Here is a 15,424-nt window from a genome sequence, read left to right as displayed (position 1 = left end):
TCCCTCGGACGACATCGAACGCGGTGCACGGCGTCTACCGCCGATGTGTCACGAGCAGGGTCCGAGACTTCGTTCCGTTCTTCGTGGAGAAGGCGGTGGAGCACGGACTCTCCGAACCTCCGATTTTCGATTCCGTTCTTCCGCCTGCGATTCCGGATATCGGAGGGTAGGACGTGAGCCAGCACGAGCACCCCACCCGTCACGGAGCGGAGGTCGGTCTCGGCTGAGGTCCGGGCGCGGGGCCGGTGGCCGCACTCTTCCCGCCCGTGGGTATCGGGCTCGTCGGCACCACGACCGGCGGAACGACGGTGGGAGCACTGCTCGGCCAGGCCGGCCGACGAACGGAACACGCGCACGTCGACGAGAACAGCCTCTCCCGAACAGGTTCCATTCGTTCCGAGCCGGGTCACCCGTCCCCGACCGTTGCGTCGTGATCGGTCGTGGCCGTGGTCGGTCCCGCCGAGAGATCCCGCCACCCGGCGAGCACCTCGTGCAGCACGGCGGGATAGAGGAGGAACGGGGTGCTCTGCGGGCCACCCATACCGCCGTGCGAGCCGACCTGCTCCTCGAACGCCGCAACCTCGTCGGTCTCGGGCCAGTAGGCACCGCCGACCATGATGTCGGCGACGTTGTCGAAGGTGTCGGTGCGCCGGATCTTCGCCAGCGCATCGGGACCCATCACCTCGAGAGGGTTGCGGCCGGTGACCTCACCGGTCGTCACGTCCACCCGGCCGTGGGCTCCGAGCACGACGGATCCGCCAGGGGTGGCGACGAGCAGGAAGCCGATGCCGGGATGCTCCCGGAGAGCAGTGAGAAGTCCTGGATGCGCGGCCTCGATGGTATCGACGTCGGCGCGGCCGGGCAGATGAGGGAAGTAGATCAGGCCGAGGTTGCCCGAGCCGAGCACGATCGGTTCACCGGCGACGGTGTGCGCCTGCTCGCCGACCGGCGCGGCGTGCATGCTGGCTGCGGCATACGCGCGTCCTTCCCCTCCGGGCCGGGTCGAGGGCTCCGCTCTGCGCTCGTGCCGGTGACGATCGGCCGGCTCGTCCCGTGTGGCCGACCGGATCACCAGTTGTTTCAGGCTCTCTCCGTAGCGTTGAAGAAACGTCGCGCCCTGACTCTGCCCGTGATCGGACAGCACGACGACGCGATAGGACCGGTCGGACTGTTCCGCGACCGCGAGCAGCATCGCGATGATGTCGTCGACCTTCGCGAGCACGGACAGCGTTTCGGGCCGAGAGATCCCGGAGTGGTGCGAGACCTCGTCGTAGCCGATCAGATCGAGGTAGACGACAGTACGTCCCTTGATCAGATCACCGACCACCGCGGCGGCGGTGACGTCGGTGGCGAGTACGGTCGCGAAGGCGCGGACGAAGGGATACATTCCGCCACGCGGTACCCGTGGCCGGATGTCCTTCCGTTTCTGCCGCAGCGACTGACGAAGTTCCCGTTGCAGTTCCGCGATCATCCGGATGAAGGTGCGCAGCGCACTCGCAGGATCGGCGAAATAGGCGCTGTAGCCGGCGCCCCCACCGAGCCGGGCGCCGCGCATACGACTGACGACCAGTACGTTGTCCTGCGCACCACCGGTGAACAGGTTGCCCCGGCTCGCACCGTCGTGGGCGAGCAGCCCGGGCCGCTCTGCTCGTTCGAGTTCGCGCTGCTCGTTGTCGGCCGGGTTGCTGAACACGGAGATACGCCCGGTGGTCTTGTCGTACCAGCGGAATGCGGGCACGTTGTGGTTGGAGCCGTGCAGCACGCCCAGTTGGGTCGCTCCGGTCTGGCTGCTCCAATCGGTGTGCCACGGCACCAGCCGGTGGGTTTCACGCACCAGCTTCGCCAGGCCGGGCGTGACACCGTCGGCGATCGCCCGCCGCAGGACGTCGTACCCGAGCCCGTCGATCTGGATGCACAGCAACCCCGGAGGCGCACCCACGAGCGTCGCGTTGCGCCGCAATCGGAACCGGTTCCGCCGCACCTGCATCAACCGGTAGGCGGTGTCGGAACGGGAGGCGATCGCGCCCGAGACGACGGAAGTGACCAGCGAGACCAGCGCGGCGAGCACGATCGCATCGCCCGGGCGGTCCACTCCGGCGACCGGTACCAGGTACAGCGTCAGCAGCATGATCACACCGCCGGCCAGGAAGACTCCGGCGAACAGCAATACCGGGCCGATCCACGACATCAACCGCATCATCACCGGCCACAACGCCGCGTTCAGCAGACCGAACACCAGCGCGAGTACCAGCGCGGCAGGCAGTGTCGGTATCGGAGCGAAGCCGGACCGGTCGAGGGTGATGCCGCCGAGGACCCGGTCGAGCACGACGAGCACGAGCGCCGACGATCCCCACAACACGAGGAACTCGACGAGTATCCGTAACAAGCCGCCCACCGTACGCATCGCGGGCCCCTTCCCACGTCTGGAATCGTAAGGTTCATGCGTACGCCGCCGCGTCCGAATGCCCCTGTATCCGGTCTGCGCTGGCTCGGGCATGCCACCACGCTGATCGAGGACCACGGGACGGTCGTCCTGACTGATCCGGTGCTCACCGACCGCGTCGCACATCTGCACCGCCGCCGGGGACCCACCCCTGCCGGACCGCGTGTACGCGATCCGGATGCCGTCCTGCTCTCACACCTGCACGCGGACCACACCCACCTGAGGTCGTTGCGGTTGCTCGATACGGACGTTCCGATCGTGATCCCCTGGGGAGCTGTCGACGGATTGCCGGCACTGCGTCGATTCGCCGACCGGCTGGTGCCGTTGCGTCCCGGCGAGGAAACACGGATCGGCACGGTCACCGTGCGCGCCGTGCCCGCCCGGCACGATGGCCGCCGTTGGCGTCGTGGACCGGAACTCGCACCGGCGGTCGGGTACGTCGTCGAAGGAGACCGGCGCACCTATTTCGCCGGCGACACGGATCTGTACCCGGGTCTCGCCGACCATGTGGGGCCGGTGGATCTTGCGTTGCTACCGGTCGGAGGTTGGGGGCCCACCCTCGGCGACGGCCACCTCGATCCCGGCCGGGCCGCTGTCGTCGCCCATCTCGTGCAGGCAGGCCTGGCCGTACCGATCCACTACGGCACGCTGTGGCCGATCGGATTCGGCGCCGTCCGCCCCCGGTTGTTCTTCGAGCCCGGCACCGAGTTCGTCGGCCGGGCCCATCGTGCGGGGATCGCCGCCGTGGAGCTGTCCCCGGGTGACTCGATCGACACACCGGGTGCCGGCCGGGGCGAACGGTGAAATCGGATCCGGTAGCGAAGAATTCGTCACGACGGGATCGAGTGGACCGGCGAGATCGGCTCGAACGGCCGGAACTCCTGGTCGCTCCCCCGAACGACGCCTGCGCTCGACTCCGGTACCTCCAGCCAGGCCCCTTCGAGATCCCGAAGGGGCTCGGACACCACGAATCGGGTGTCGTCGCCCAGCTTGTACAGCACCTCCACTTCGGGATGCTGCGCCCGTACAGCCGTGATGTCGGCCGAGTAGAACAGCGAACGTGTCTTTCGTTCCGTCGAGTACCGGAACACCCAGACACTGTCGCCGTCGGTGGTGGCAATCGTTCCCTGCATGGGGTTCTCGATACCCTGACGGGCAGCGACATCCTCCACGAAGCCGACGGCCTTCGCCACACCGGTGAACGGGTCGTCGGCGAGGCCGAAGGTGAGCGCGAGGTAGAACAACATCTCGGAATCGGTCGATCCCCGGATCCCGTCGTAGAGACTCGGATCGACGGCCATCGCCAGATCGCGTTTCATCGCGTGGAATCCGTGCACGGCCCCGTTGTGCATCCACAACCTGTTCTCGTACCGGAAGGGATGACAATTGGTGCGCTGCACCGGAGTCCCCGTCGAGGCACGGACATGCGCGAACATCAACGGCGTCCGGATCTGCGTTGCGATCTCCCGCAGGTTGCTCTCGTTCCACGCAGGTTCGATGCACTTGAACAACGCGGGTCTCGGACCTTCTCCGTACCAGCCGATCCCGAATCCGTCTCCGTTCGTGGTGGTCGCCCCCATCCTGGAATGCAGGCTCTGATCGATCAAGGAATGGACCGGCCGGAAGAGCACGTCGTCCATCAGGACCGGGTCACCGGTATACACCATCCATCTGCACACACATACATTGAAGTCGCCCGGCCCCTCGTGGGGTGACGTCGTGAGACTTCATTTCGGCCACAATATCTTCCGCAACCCTGCGTAATCGAGGCGTGGAGACGGCAATCGCACTCCCGGACGGTCGCGGGGAACACGAACGCGTAGCGCTCCGGTGGAGATCGTGCATCGAACGGGTGTCGACAACATCACCGACTCGCCGTCGACTCCGACCGGAATCTCCGGTACGTCCGCTTCGACGACCACCTCTGTCGCGGTGCGCTGCAACAGTCCTCGGTCGTGAGTGCGACGGAACAGGCCGATGGCCTGGCGGGCGTTCGAGACCGAGATCGCGACGACACCGAGCCGCCCACTGTCCAGACGGGCTCGTCGCCCGAGTCCCGCCAGGTCGTCGAAGGTGTACGGGCCGTTGCTGACCAGGACGGCCTGCGGTCCGTCGACGGTCTCGGTATCGATTCCCGCCCGCAATGTCGGCCTACCCTGCTCACCGAGCAGATCCGGCAGCATCTGCAGTACCGTCGCCGTCTTGTCTGCGCGGTACTGCGGGCTCCGGACCACCTCCGCGTAGACACCGAAGGACGCGTTGTTGACGAACGGGCGACCGTTGATCCGGCCGAGATCGACGCGCAGTTCGACACCGTCGCCGAGAGCGCCCAGGCCCGCAGCGGGATCGTCCCGGTCCAGCCCGAGATCGAGGGCGAAATGGTTCCGGGTTCCGGCGCTGATCACCACGAACGGAAGTCGATGTTCCGCTGCGACCGCCGCGACCAGGGCCTGGGTTCCGTCGCCACCCGCCACGCCGAGCAGGTCGGCCCCGCGCTCGACTGCCTTCTCCGCAAGTTCGGTGACGTCGAGTTGCTGCGGTCCGCTCAACAACACCACTTCCGCCCCGAGTTCTTCGGCCTTGCGCTGCAGGTCGAAACGGACGACCTTGCCGCCGCCCGAGCGTGGATTCATGACGAAGAAGGGATGCCGAACGGGTACGGCCGGAAATTCGGGCTGCGGAGTCACCCGGGCATGTCGTAGAGCGCGGCGTCCACACGCGACCGCCACGGCGACGAGCAGCACCGATGCGAGGGCGGCCCACAGGTGACCCGCCGCCGCGAAGACGACCACCACGACGACCGGCGCGAGCACGGTCACGGCCAGCGCAGCCCCGCGGATCACACCGTGGTGCGTGAGAAACCAGTAGGCCCCGGCAACGGCCAGGGCGCCGCCGGCCACCGCGACCAGCAGCAGCGCGACGACGCCGCGCAGACCCGCCTCCGCGAGTGGCACCACGATCGCCGCGATCACGGCGATACAGGCCGCCCATGCCCACCAGCGCGATTCGGCGACGTTCTCGTCGGTACTCGGGTGATGATCCTCGGACATGGGCGTCGACCTCGCATTCGCGTCGAGTACCGAGCACTCGGGGACGGATCGATCCGCAGCGGGCCGCGGTCGTTCCTACGGGTCTACGCCTTTCCGGAAGAAGTGTCCAGAGGCGTCAGTTCCGGCCGTAGCGGCGCGCGAAGGTGCCGAGCGACGACTGCAGGTCGCCGTGCAGGGCGCGCGCCACCCCCGACCCGATCGGGCCGAACAACGGCGCTCCGCCGAGTTCGATCTTCATGGTCAGCGCCGAACCGTCGCCGCGGGCTGTGACGGCGAGTCGCATGGAGAATTTCGTGCCGCCCTTGCCCGTTCCCTTCAACACCACGTGGTGCGGCGCGTCCAGTTCGACGATGGTCCACGTGACCCGGTTGCGCATGCCCTTGACCGACACCACCGACTGCAGCGTGATGCCCTCGGACAGGGCATCGGGAAGGTCGCTGCGCCAGCCGTCGTGGATGCTCAGCCACTCACCGAACGACTCCAGACGGGAAGCGTGCTCCCAGGCAGCGTGTGGGTCGAGCGGAAGATCGGTCGACACTTCGAGTTTCGCCATGGTCCGCAACAGTAGACGCTCGGTTCCGGGGACGGAGACCCGAGACGCGGCGGTGGCCCGCCCCCGATCGGGAGCGGGCCACCGCGGCACGGAGGGTCAGTGGGAGACGGCCTTCTCCACACCGACACCGGTGAGCGAGCGAACCTCCATCTCCGCCTGCTTGTACCGGTCCTCCTGCTTGCGGCGTCCGACGAAGGTGCCGACGATCCCGAGGACGAACGCGAGCGGGATCGACACGATGCCCGGGTTCGACAACGGGAACCACGAGAAGTCCACCTCCGGGAACATCGCCGACGGGGCACCGGATACCGCCGGGGAGAACACGATGAGGACGAGGCAGCTGATCAGACCACCGTAGATGCTGAACAGGGCGCCGGTCGTGTTGAACTTCCGCCAGAACAGCGAGTACAGCAGCGTGGGCAGGTTCGCCGAGGCCGCGACCGCGAAGGCGAGCGCCACGAGGAAGGCGATGTTCTGTCCCATGGCGAGGATGCCGAGGACGATCGACACCAGACCGATCACGACGACCGTGATCCGCGAGACCCGCACCTGTTCGTCCTCCGTGGCGTTGCCACGCTTGATGACGCTGGCGTAGATGTCGTGCGCGAAGGACGCCGAGGCGGTGATGGCCAGGCCGGCGACGACCGCGAGGATCGTCGCGAAGGCGACCGCCGAGATGATCGCGAGGAACAGCGTTCCGCCGAGTTCGAAGGCCAGCAGCGGTGCCGCCGCGTTCTCCTTGCCGGGAGCACCGAGGATCGCGTCGGGGCCGACCATCTTCGCGGCACCGTAACCGAGGACCAGGGTGAACAGGTAGAAGGCACCGATGAGCGCGATGGCCCAGGTGACCGAGCGACGGGCTTCCTTGGCGGTGGGCACGGTGTAGAAGCGCATCAGCACGTGCGGCAGACCCGCGGTACCGAGGACCAGCGCGAGGCCGAGGGAGAGGAAGTCGATCTGCGTCATGTTGCTGATGCCGTACTTGGCACCGGGAGCGAGCACGTCACGCTGCGCGACGGCCTCGTTCGACGAGCTCGACACCATCGCCTGAGCGTCGGCGAGCAGCTGCGAGAAGTTGCCCCGCACCGCGAACAGGACGAGCACGAACATCAGGCCCGCACCGGCGATGAGCAGCACGGCCTTGACCATCTGCACGTAGGTCGTGCCCTTCATACCGCCGATGAGCACGTACACGATCATGAGCACACCGACGACCGCGACGACGATGGCCTGGCCGACCTTGCCCTCGATGTCGAGCAACAGCGCCACGAGTCCGCCGGCGCCGGCCATCTGCGCAAGCAGGTAGAACAGCGACACCGCGAGGGTCGAGAGCGCCGCCGCCATACGCACGGGGCGTTCCTTGAGGCGGAAGCTCAGCACGTCCGCCATCGTGAACCGGCCCGTGTTGCGGAGCAGTTCGGCGACGAGCAGCAAGGCGACGAGCCATGCCACCAGGAAGCCGATCGAGTACAGGAAGCCGTCGTAACCGTAGACGGCGATCGCACCCGCGATACCGAGGAACGACGCGGCCGACAGATAGTCGCCTGCGATGGCGAAACCGTTCTGCGGGCCGGAGAACTGGCCGCCGCCGGTGTAGAAGTCGGAAGCCTTCTTCGTCGTGCGGCTGGCCTTGATGACCAGTGCCATCGTGACGACGACGAACGCGACGAAGATGGCGATGTTGAGGATCGGGTTACCGACGTCGGTCCCACCCTGGGCGAGAACGGTCACTGCTGCGGTCCTTCCAGTTCCTCGCGGATCGCCGCGGAACGCGGATCCAGCTCACGGCCGGCGAACTTCACGTACACGGCGGTGATCACGAAGGTCGTGACGAACTGACCCAGACCCAGGATCAGACCGACGTTGATGTTGCCGAGGACCTTCGTCGCCATGAACTCGTCCGCATACGTGGCCAGCAGGACGTACAGGGCGTACCAGGCCAGGAAGAACGCCGTCACCGGGAACACGAAACGGCGCAGGCGGCTGCGCAGTTCCTGGAACTCCGGGCTCTCCTGCATCGTGACGAACTCCTGCGGCGTCGGTATCCGACGCTGCTGGGGTACGCCACTCTCGCTGAGTGGTGCTGTGGTCACTGCCGACTCCTTGGTAGTCGTGTGAAGTGAGGATGATCACAAGATTAATGAGACGGCAGTCACACGAACAGAGACGGGTACGGGCGGAACGACGAGGGGTGCGCTCGTGCGACGAACGGTCACGTCACCGCGACGAACGGCGCTCCTCCCCGGGTCCCCGCCCCCGGTCGCCGAACGCACCGAGTTCGCGGTCGCGTCCCATGCCGAGCCGCTCGGGGACGTGCATGCGGGAGAACGTCCGGCCCAGGTCACGAGGGATCCGCCGGCGCGTCAGCACACTCACCGTGATCATCGTGAGGAACGCCAGCGGCACACTCAATGCCGCCGGATAGGCGGAGAGCACCGTCGGCCACCCTGCGGCCACCGACGGATCGATCGGCAGCAGCACGGTCGCCAGAGCGGCGGCCCCCGCGACGAGACCACCGACGACCATCCCCGCCGCGGCACCGATCGCGGTGAGACCGCGCCACCAGATCCCCAGGACCAGCAGCGGACACAGCGTCGAGGCGGCGATCGCGAAGACCTGCCCCACCGACCGCGACAGGTCGAGGGAGGTCACCGACAGCGCCAGCACGAGCGGCACCACGCCCGCGAGTACCGCCGCGATCCGGAAGTCGCGCACCCGTCCGCGCAGCACGTCCGTGGACAGCACGCCCGCGACACTGACCAGCAACCCGGAGGAGGTCGACAGGAAGGCCGCGATCGCGCCCGAGGCCACGAGGGCGGCGAGCAGCTGCCCACCCCAACCGGACAACACCGATCCCGGCAACAGCAGCACCGCGGCGTCCGACCGTCCCGTGATGAGCAACTGCGGGACGTACAGGCGCGCGAACACCCCGAGCAGCGTCGGGAACAGATAGAACAGCCCGAGCAGCCCGATCACGGCGAAGGACGTCATGCGCGCCGCGCGTCCGTCCGGGTTCGTGTAGAAGCGCACCAGCACATGCGGCAGGCCCATGGTTCCGAGGAAGGTCGCGAGCATCAGCGAGTAGACCTGGAACAGCGGATGTTCGCTGCTCGCCCCCAATCCGGCCCCCGGCGACGCCCAGCTGTCGTTGTCGGTCGGCGCACCGGCCACCACCGGCACCGGAGACCCGGCGTCGAGGACGAGTTCGGTGCCGGCCCCGAGGACGTGCTCTCCCGGCTCGAGTTCGAATTCACCTGCGACCGGTCGGCCGTCGACCTCCCCGGTCACCACGACCGGCAGCGGCTCGGCGACCTGCACGACCACGTCGATCGTCACGTCGACGGTCGTGGTCTCCGTGACGGTGGGCGGCACGGGCTCGTCGACGGCCCGGTGGTCGCCGACGAAGTGCAACGTCAGCACCAGCGCGGGCAACGCGACGGCGGTGAGTTTGAGCCAGTACTGGAATGCCTGCACGAACGTGATCGAGCGCATCCCGCCGCCGACGACGTTGGCCACGACGATCACGCCGACCACCGCGACCCCCACCCAGTCGGGTACTCCCAGAAGGATGTTGAGGGTGAGCCCTGCTCCTTGGAACTGCGGGACCAGGTAGAGGATGCAGATGATGGCCACGACCATCATCGACAGGGTGCGCAACCACTTCTCCCCCAGCCGGAACTCCGCGAAGTCGGGGACGGTGTAGGCACCCGAACGTCGCAGCGGCGCAGCGACGAACAGCAGCAGACCCAGATAGCCCGCCGTGAAACCGACGGGATACCACAGTGCGTCGGCGCCGAACTTCGCGACGAGTCCGGCGACACCGAGAAAGGATGCCGCGGAGAGGTACTCACCGGAGATCGCCGCGGCGTTCCAGCGAGGGCCCACACTGCGCGAGGCGACGAGGAAATCCGAGGTGGTGCGCGCCATCCGCACGCCGTACACGCCGATCGCGACGGTGGCGATCGCCGCGGCGACGAGACCGACGACGGTGGCGACGGGAATCGATCCGCTCACGGGGGCGTCAATCGTCGGTGAGGTCGGTGAAATCCTGCTCGTTGCGTTCGGCGAGACGCAGGTACACCCACGCGATACCGAGCAGGATCGGATAACCGACCACCCCGAGCAACACCCACGGCAGGCGGATGCCCAGCACCGTCATCTCCGCGAGACCGGGAAAGGCGTGGAACAGCACCGGAATCGCGCCGAGCAGGCACACCGTGAACAACGCGACCCGAAGGGCGAGCCCGAGTTGCGCACGGACCAACCCGCGGACCATCGCGTCGCCGACCTCGGTCTGCTGTTGCACCTCCACGCGGGTCCGGACCATGCGCGCCCCGCGCCGCTCGGCGAGAACGACCTTCTGTCGCTGCGGAGGCGGGCCACCGGTGCTGCTCATCGCGACGTCCACGACTGCATGGGTCCGCGGATGAGCCGGTCCTTGAGCTCGCGCGTATGCCGGCGGCTGACCGGTAGTTCGACGGGCGGGGAATTGCTGTCGCCGCGCAGGCAGACGACGAGGCCCGAACCGACGCTGCGGATACCGGTCACGAGTGGCAGCGCCACCAGATAGGAGCGGTGCACGCGGAGGAAGCCGGCCTCGGCCCAGCGGTTCTCGAGCGTCGATATCGGGATGCGGACCAGGTGCGAACCGGTCGCGGTGTGCAGTCGCGCGTAGTCGCCCTCGGCTTCGACCCAGTGGACCGACGAGCGCGGCACGAGCGTGGTGACGCCGCCGAGCTCGACGGGAATCACGTCGTCGCCCGGACCGGTGTCGGATGTCGTCTGCGCGGCGGGCCGGCTGCGCTCGGCGATCCGCCGGACCGCTTCGGCGAGCCGTTCCTCACGGAGCGGTTTGAGGACGTAGTCGACGGCACCGAGGTCGAATGCCGAGACCGCGCGGTCGTCGTGCGCGGTCACGAACACCACGGCCGGGGACACGGCGAAATTGCGGAGGATGCCCGCAAGCTCCAGACCGTCGAGTCCGGGCATGTTGATGTCGAGGAAGACCGCGTCGATACCGCCGTCGCGCAGCACGCGCAGAGCGGTCGTCGCGTCTCCCGCGGTGTGCACGACGCCGATCTCCTCCTGCGCCCGCAGCAGGTAGGCGAGCTCGTCGAGGGCCGGCGGTTCGTCGTCGACCGCCAGCACGGTCAGGTTGTGTGTGATCTCGTTCACGGCGAGTCCATCGTGCCATGTCGGGTCTTCCTCACGGCCGGATACCCGCCCGGAACTTCGGCACGCGCATGCTGACCCGGGTGCCGGCACCCGGCGCGGTCTCGATGACGAGACCGTAATCGTTGCCGAAGGCGGCACGTAACCGGTCGTCGACGTTGGCGAGACCCACGTGCGCCGACTCCCGGACACCGCTGCCGTGCTCGCTCTCGGCGATCGCGTCGAGCGTCCCCGAGCGCAGCAGTTCCGGATCCATGCCGATGCCGTCGTCCTCGACGCTGATGACACAGTCGGTGCCTTCGTCGGCCGCCGTGATGATGATCGTCCCCGTGCGGGTGTCCTTGCCCGCGATCCCGTGCCGCACGGCGTTCTCGACGAGCGGCTGCAGGGCGAGGAAGGGCAGCGTCACGTTGAGCACCTCGGGCGCGATCTGCAGACGCACCTCGAGGGCATTGCCGAAGCGGGCGCGTTCGAGCGTCAGGTACCGGTCGATGTTGCGCAGTTCGTCGGCCAGCAGGGTGTACTCGCCCGCCGCGCGGAACGAGTACCGGGTGAAGTCCGCGAAATCCAGCAACAGTTCGCGGGCCCGATCGGGGTCGGTGCGGACGAACGACGCCACCGTGTTGAGCGCGTTGTAGATGAAGTGCGGACTGATCTGGGCGCGGAGCGCACGGACCTCGGCGCGGTCGAGCCGGGCGCGGGAGGCATCGAGTTCGGCCAGTTCGATCTGACTGCACGCATAACGCGCCACCTCGGTGATCGCACCGAGCAGCGCCGGGCCGGGTTCGACGGTCGTCACGACTCCGAGCACCCCCGCGACACCCACGTCCTCCACGACGAGCGGCTGCGCGATCAGTGCGCGGGCCGCGAGATCGCCGTTGGTCCGGCGCAGATCGTGGTGACCGACGAGGACACGTCGCTTGTCGGCTGCGGCACGGGCGGCGGCGGCGAGCATCTCGTCCGTCAGTTCCTCGAACGGACCGTCCCATGCGAGCAGTGCGCCGTCCTCGTCCAGCAGTGCCACCGCGCGAGCTTCGGCCAGCAGCATCCGCAGGTGCGGAGCCGCTTCCTTCGCGGACGACGCGTCGAGTCCGGCCCGGAGCGGACGGGCCGCGAGCGACGCCGTGTGCAACGTCGCGTGGACCGCGCGTTCGGCGGGTGTGGTGACCACCCGCCGGGTCCACAGCACCACCGAGATCACGACCAGCACCAGGAGCAGCACGGCCACTGCGAGCTCGATCGCGATCATGCGCCCACGTTACGTCGGATCGGCCGGGCGATCCGGGAACGCCCGGCCTGTCGTCCTACCGTTGTGCACCGCTGTCGCGGCGGCGACGGATACGTTCCTCCACGGCTGCCTCGTCGACATCGAGACTCTCCAGCACGTCGCGAAGGATCTCGTCGTCGAGTTCCCCGCGATCGCGTGCGTCGATGAGCGCCTGGCGCCGCGCCTGCAACGTCGCGCGCCGGATGTCGTCGAACAGCGCGGCCGGTTGCGGTCCCGCATCCTCCGCCGCGTCCTCGGCGGTCTCCGCCTCCTGCCGGGATCGGAGCGACGTGCGTGCCCTGTTCAGCAGTGTCTCGTAGATCTCCGGGTTCACACCGTCGGGGGGGTCCACGGCGAGTTCGCCGAGCACACGGTCGCTCGACTCCGCCGAGATCCGGCGGGCCACCGCCATCTGTTCCTCGGTCCGCAGACGCTCGTAGGGGTCGGTGACATCGAGCCTGCGGATGAGCCACGGCATGGTCGCTCCCTGGATGAGCAGTGTGCCGATGGCGACGACGAGCGCGGAGATCTGGATCATCTCCCGACCGGGGAAGTCGGCACCCGACGCGATCACGACAGGCACCCCGCCGGCGGCGGCGAGAGTGACGACTCCCCGCATGCCCGCCCAGGACACCACGACGTGTTCCCGGAAGCGCAGCTGGTCGCGGCCGAGGCGCTCGGATCCGGCGCGGCGCACGAGTGCGCGCCGCCCCCAGTGCAGCAGGCCCCACGCGGGTCGCACGAGCATGACGACGAGCAGGATCGCCACCGCGCCGAGCAACGCGACATGCAGATCGGTGCCGCTGCCGCGGACGTCGTCGAGGACGAACCGGAATTGCAGGCCCATGTAGGCGAAGACGAAGGTCTCGAGCACCACGTCGACGCTTTTCCACACCGCGCGTTCCTGCAGCCGCGTGCTCACCGAGACCTCGGTGGCGCGGTGCCCGAGGAACAGTCCGGCAGCGACGACGGCGAGCACTCCCGAGGCGTGGACCTCCTCGGCCGCGAGGTAGGCCGCGAACGGCAGAACCAGCCCCAGGACGGTCTCGAGCGGCGAGTCGTACATCCGGGCGCGGATCAGGTGCACGATGTACGCGAGCACCAGACCGACGGCGACCCCACCCGCGACCTCGTAGAGGAAGAACAGGACCGGCGAATCGGCGAGGATGTGCGTTCCCGTGACGGCCGAGATCGCCACGGTGAACAAGGTCAGGGCCGTGGCGTCGTTGACCAGCCCTTCCCCGGTCAGCACCGCGAGGACCCGTTTCGGCAGTCCGAGTCGCTGACCCACCGCGACGGCGCTGACCGCGTCGGTCGGTGCGACGACCGCGCCGAGAGCGAGCGCCGCGCCGAAGCTCAGCGCCGTCACCATCGCGGATGCGGTCCATGCCACGACGAACGCCGTGACGAGCACGGTGAAGATTCCGAGCCGCAGGATCGACGGCAGGTACCGACGGAAGGTGGGGACCGAGAACCTCAGGGCCGACGAATACAGCAGCGGTGGCAGAACGACCCCGAGGATGACGTCCGGATGCAGTTCGAGCCGTGGCAGACCGGGCACGAACGATACGAGCGCTCCGACGGTGACGAGCACGAGCGGAGCCTGGAGGTCGCGGCGCGACGCGACGGTGGTCACCGCGATTCCGGCGATGACGACCAGCAGGATCCAGGCTCCGTTCATCGCGGCAGTACCGTGCCAGGCGTCCGGTTCACGGTGTGATCGTGGCACAGGAGCCACTCGCCCGGAGGAACCTGCCGATCGTTTGTCTCGACACGGCGCGGGTATGCAACCGAGCGACCGCCGTGTACCCGGCCCTGCGAGGAGTGCGTGTGATCCCAGCCCGCGACGACGACGGTTGTGCGGACCTGCGCACCTGTGCCGCACCGGGCGCGATGAGCCGGGGAGACCTGCCGGCCGGACGAATCGGGTTGCCACACCGCTTGTCCGGGCACCGATCGGCCGGACGCCTCCGTATTGCCCGGAACCGTCGGCGGATACGACCGGGGTCCGCGCATGCAGGCCACCTGCGACGCCCTGCCCGCCTCGGCAATCTTCCCCGGGGACCGAGTCACCCCGTACTCATGACCGCTGCACTGACACTCATCGAGAAGTACTGATCCCCGATCGACCGGAGGAGCGGACAGTGATGACACTGATAGGTTTCCACGCCTCACACGAACAGGTGTCTCCATCCCGCCTGCTCGAGGACGTCCGGCTCGCGGAAGCAGCCGGTTTCCGGGCGGCCATGTGCTCGGACCACATCGAACCCTGGTCGCGCCGGCAGGGACACTCGGGTTTCGCGTGGTCGTGGCTCGGTGCGGCCCTGGCCACCACCGAACTGCGTTTCGGCGTCGTCACCGCGACGGGCTTCCGCTACCATCCCGTCGTCACCGCTCAGGCCACCGCGACTCTGGCATCGATGTTCCCGCACCGTTTCTGGTTCGCGCTCGGCAGCGGTGAGCATTGCAACGAACGCATGTCCGGGACTCCCTGGCCGTCCAAGGAAGAACGTCAGCAGATCCTGGGCGAGAACCTCGACATCGTCCGGCGTCTGCACGCGGGCGAGATCGTCGACCACGACGGCGCTGTGAAGGTCGACCGCGGACGCGTCTGGGACCGACCACCGGTCCCTCCCGAAATCCTGCTCCCCGCACTGACTCCCGAGACGGCCCGCCGATTCGCCGGCCGGGTCGACGGCCTCGTCACCGTGAACGCCCCGCTCGACGACCTGCGCCGCATCCTCGACGCCTACCGCGACGGCGGTGGAACCGGACGGACCGTGCTGCAGGTGCATCTGAGTTGGGCGAGCACCCGTGATCGGGCCGAGGCGATCGCCCGCGAGCAGTGGTCGACCAACGCCCTACCGCCGGAGCTGATGGCCGATCTCGCGACACCGGAGGAATTCGAGTCGCACGCAGTCGAAGTCGGAGACCACGAC

14 protein-coding genes are annotated in these 15,424 nt (G+C 68.1%); 3 read left to right on the top strand and 11 right to left on the bottom strand.

Annotation, left to right across the window (positions count from 1 at the left end):
• Positions 1-23 precede the first annotated feature (23 nt).
• Positions 24-170 carry a hypothetical protein gene (locus A8G18_RS23670; RefSeq protein WP_425337700.1) on the top strand — a complete coding sequence of 49 codons (147 nt, stop codon included), beginning with the start codon at positions 24-26 and terminating at the stop codon, positions 168-170.
• Positions 171-406: 236 nt separating this feature from the next.
• Here the strand turns inward: A8G18_RS23670 and A8G18_RS13970 are convergent, their stop codons facing one another.
• Positions 407-2,404 carry a phage holin family protein gene (locus A8G18_RS13970; RefSeq protein WP_064064353.1) on the bottom strand — a complete coding sequence of 666 codons (1,998 nt, stop codon included), beginning with the start codon at positions 2,402-2,404 and terminating at the stop codon, positions 407-409.
• Between the two features lie 36 nt (positions 2,405-2,440).
• Here A8G18_RS13970 and A8G18_RS13965 point away from each other — a divergent pair, with 36 nt between their 5' ends.
• Positions 2,441-3,247 (top strand): MBL fold metallo-hydrolase, encoded by an 807-nt coding sequence (locus tag A8G18_RS13965; RefSeq protein ID WP_064064352.1) that lies wholly within the window; start codon positions 2,441-2,443, stop codon positions 3,245-3,247.
• A gap of 26 nt (positions 3,248-3,273) precedes the next feature.
• On the opposite strand, the gene A8G18_RS13960 is transcribed toward A8G18_RS13965, so the two are convergent.
• The 10 genes from A8G18_RS13960 to A8G18_RS13915 form a co-directional block, all read right to left on the bottom strand.
• Entirely contained in the window at positions 3,274-4,083 is an 810-nt protein-coding gene (locus A8G18_RS13960; RefSeq protein ID WP_016933960.1) for a class II glutamine amidotransferase, read from the bottom strand.
• An 87-nt stretch (positions 4,084-4,170) separates the two neighbouring features.
• Positions 4,171-5,493 (bottom strand): diacylglycerol/lipid kinase family protein, encoded by a 1,323-nt coding sequence (locus A8G18_RS13955; protein ID WP_016933959.1) that lies wholly within the window; start codon positions 5,491-5,493, stop codon positions 4,171-4,173.
• Positions 5,494-5,608: 115 nt separating this feature from the next.
• Positions 5,609-6,046: a type II toxin-antitoxin system Rv0910 family toxin gene (locus A8G18_RS13950; protein WP_016933958.1), complete on the bottom strand. Its 438-nt coding sequence runs from the start codon at positions 6,044-6,046 to the stop codon at positions 5,609-5,611.
• Positions 6,047-6,142: 96 nt separating this feature from the next.
• Entirely contained in the window at positions 6,143-7,777 is a 1,635-nt protein-coding gene (locus A8G18_RS13945) for a solute symporter family protein (RefSeq protein WP_064064351.1), read from the bottom strand.
• The gene (locus A8G18_RS13940; protein WP_064064350.1) at positions 7,774-8,139 is read right to left on the bottom strand and encodes a DUF485 domain-containing protein; all 366 of its coding nucleotides are present in this window, start codon (positions 8,137-8,139) and stop codon (positions 7,774-7,776) included. The genes A8G18_RS13945 and A8G18_RS13940 overlap by 4 nt, the downstream gene beginning before the upstream one ends.
• 124 nt (positions 8,140-8,263) lie before the next feature.
• Positions 8,264-10,060: a sodium/solute symporter gene (locus A8G18_RS13935; protein WP_064064349.1), complete on the bottom strand. Its 1,797-nt coding sequence runs from the start codon at positions 10,058-10,060 to the stop codon at positions 8,264-8,266.
• A 7-nt stretch (positions 10,061-10,067) separates the two neighbouring features.
• Positions 10,068-10,442, bottom strand: a complete 375-nt coding sequence (locus A8G18_RS13930) for a hypothetical protein (RefSeq protein ID WP_037224178.1) — start codon at positions 10,440-10,442, stop codon at positions 10,068-10,070.
• The gene (locus tag A8G18_RS13925; RefSeq protein ID WP_064064348.1) at positions 10,439-11,221 is read right to left on the bottom strand and encodes a LytR/AlgR family response regulator transcription factor; all 783 of its coding nucleotides are present in this window, start codon (positions 11,219-11,221) and stop codon (positions 10,439-10,441) included. The genes A8G18_RS13930 and A8G18_RS13925 overlap by 4 nt, the downstream gene beginning before the upstream one ends.
• 31 nt (positions 11,222-11,252) lie before the next feature.
• Complete coding sequence (locus tag A8G18_RS13920; RefSeq protein WP_064064347.1) at positions 11,253-12,467, bottom strand: sensor histidine kinase; 1,215 nt, start codon at positions 12,465-12,467, stop codon at positions 11,253-11,255.
• Positions 12,468-12,522: 55 nt separating this feature from the next.
• Positions 12,523-14,166 (bottom strand): Na+/H+ antiporter, encoded by a 1,644-nt coding sequence (locus tag A8G18_RS13915; protein ID WP_064064346.1) that lies wholly within the window; start codon positions 14,164-14,166, stop codon positions 12,523-12,525.
• A gap of 466 nt (positions 14,167-14,632) precedes the next feature.
• Here A8G18_RS13915 and A8G18_RS13910 point away from each other — a divergent pair.
• On the top strand, positions 14,633-15,424 hold a 792-nt coding region (locus tag A8G18_RS13910), incomplete at its 3' end, for a TIGR03557 family F420-dependent LLM class oxidoreductase (protein WP_064064373.1).

The organism is Rhodococcus gordoniae (genome assembly GCF_001646655.1).
GTDB lineage: Bacteria > Actinomycetota > Actinomycetes > Mycobacteriales > Mycobacteriaceae > Rhodococcus > Rhodococcus gordoniae.
This window is presented reverse-complemented; position numbering and strand designations above follow the sequence as displayed.

What these genes read in the sequence shown, in the direction of transcription:
- A8G18_RS13920 (WP_064064347.1), bottom strand. Translation starts at nt 12,467, where the DNA reads ATGATCGCGATCGAGCTCGCAGTGGCCGTGCTGCTCCTGGTGCTGGTC.
- A8G18_RS13915 (WP_064064346.1), bottom strand. Translation starts at nt 14,166, where the DNA reads ATGAACGGAGCCTGGATCCTGCTGGTCGTCATCGCCGGAATCGCGGTG.
- A8G18_RS13960 (WP_016933960.1), bottom strand. Translation starts at nt 4,083, where the DNA reads ATGGACGACGTGCTCTTCCGGCCGGTCCATTCCTTGATCGATCAGAGC.
- A8G18_RS13950 (WP_016933958.1), bottom strand. Translation starts at nt 6,046, where the DNA reads ATGGCGAAACTCGAAGTGTCGACCGATCTTCCGCTCGACCCACACGCT.
- A8G18_RS13970 (WP_064064353.1), bottom strand. Translation starts at nt 2,404, where the DNA reads ATGCGTACGGTGGGCGGCTTGTTACGGATACTCGTCGAGTTCCTCGTG.
- A8G18_RS13930 (WP_037224178.1), bottom strand. Translation starts at nt 10,442, where the DNA reads ATGAGCAGCACCGGTGGCCCGCCTCCGCAGCGACAGAAGGTCGTTCTC.
- A8G18_RS13965 (WP_064064352.1), top strand. Translation starts at nt 2,441, where the DNA reads ATGCGTACGCCGCCGCGTCCGAATGCCCCTGTATCCGGTCTGCGCTGG.
- A8G18_RS13955 (WP_016933959.1), bottom strand. Translation starts at nt 5,493, where the DNA reads ATGTCCGAGGATCATCACCCGAGTACCGACGAGAACGTCGCCGAATCG.